This window comes from Vibrio sp. 1978, from assembly GCF_033344345.1.
This window is the reverse complement of sequence record NZ_JAWPOP010000634.1, coordinates 1-628: the sequence shown is the minus strand read 5'-3', so window position 1 is coordinate 628 and position 628 is coordinate 1. Positions and strand designations below refer to the sequence as shown.

The following is a 628-nucleotide window of genomic DNA, read 5'->3' as shown; positions in this document are numbered from 1 at the left end:
GTCAACGTCTAGACGTCTCAATGGCTGCGTAATTTTTATGTTTGGATGAAAGAAATAAGCTCATGGCATCTATCTTACTGATACCAAGAGCCTTTATTGAAAGTACATTTATAGCGACGATTTTGTTTTTTTTCGTTTAAGCAAGCCTAGGATCATCAATGCGAACACAACCGCGGCGCTCGCCCAGATTGCGTATTTGTAGTGGCTATATAAATGGCTGAGTGCGCTGAGGTGCTCAAATGCAAAATGCGTAAGTAAACTGAACACCAAAACCCAAATGGTGGCAGCGAGTGCGTTGCCGAGTAAAAACTCTCTGCGTGGCATTTTTGCTATACCACACGCCAGAGGCATAAATTGCTTCATCCCTTCAATAAATCGGCTGACCACCAAACAAGCAGGGCCATATTTTTGAATGGTGATTTGGAGTTTCTGCATTTTAGGGCCAGAGATGTAACCTTTTTTATCTAGCCATCCTTCAAAGTAGTAGCCAAGTAAGTAGCCACAAGTATTGCCTAAAAAGCAGCTGAGCCAAGATATAACCATAACCATACTCAGATTCATGACTTGTTCTGAGGCCAGAATTGACGCTGCGATCATCAAAGATTGCCCAGGCATGGGAATGCCAATA

General features: G+C 42.8%; 1 protein-coding gene. It reads right to left on the bottom strand.

Going from position 1 to position 628, the window contains the following annotated elements; translation table 11 throughout:
- Positions 1–108 precede the first annotated feature (108 nt).
- The coding region (locus R8N49_RS28250; RefSeq protein WP_318190585.1) for a DedA family protein at positions 109–628 on the bottom strand (520 nt) is incomplete at its 5' end.